The sequence below is a fragment of the Algibacter pacificus genome (assembly GCF_008033385.1).
GTDB lineage: Bacteria > Bacteroidota > Bacteroidia > Flavobacteriales > Flavobacteriaceae > Algibacter > Algibacter pacificus.
Genome location: NZ_VOGY01000053.1, coordinates 1 through 745 on the forward strand (window position 1 = coordinate 1; position 745 = coordinate 745).

The window sequence follows — 745 nt, forward strand, 5'->3', positions numbered from 1 at the left end:
ATATACGCCATTAGAAATATTTGGCAACTGAATCGTATTGGTTTCAACAGTTTTTAAACTTAAAACAGCTTGCCCTGTTAAACTATAAATTTTTAAGCTTGAAATGGCCTCTAAATTTGGGTAATTATTAATAATTAATTGTTGGTTTTCTTTGTGACATGATACCGTTACGGGGTCAAGCTCCGAAACATCAACACCTAAGTCCTCGGTAGTCTTGGCGTAAGTTATGGCATATCTATTGGCATAACTAGTTCCTGCAACTAAGGTTAAGGTTACTGGAGCATCCTCTAATAATTTATAGTAGGTATTGGTGTCTTTATCTTTTAAATAAACCGGCGTGTTTTCGGGTAAGTTTTCACTTTTATCGATAGCAAAGGTGTAATTTCCAGAATTTACAACTTCTACGCCCAAATCAATTTCATCGGTTTTAGAAAGGTTTGGTAAACCCTGCACCATTAACTGCCCTGCAAGGCTATTCCAGTAAAAATTGTCGGGATAAAAATTGGCTAAATACGAATCGAAACCGCTATCATAACCTTCGGTAGTCCTTAGATCATAACCTAAACCTATAACGCGTTTAAATTCATTTTCATCGGTCATTGAAAACCATATTTTTGTTCGGGTATCGGTTGTGGTTTTGGCGGCTATACCAGATTTAGTTTGTGTGGTTTTATAAAAAATTGCAGAATCTGTAGGATCGCCTGGGCTATTAAAATCCCGTTGCCCATTATTAAACACAATATTA

Annotated in this window: 1 protein-coding gene; it reads right to left on the minus strand. The window is 36.0% G+C overall.

Annotated features, from left to right (window positions below; genetic code table 11):
• The coding region (locus tag FQU21_RS17520; RefSeq protein WP_187269417.1) for a T9SS type A sorting domain-containing protein at positions 1–745 on the minus strand (745 nt) is incomplete at both ends.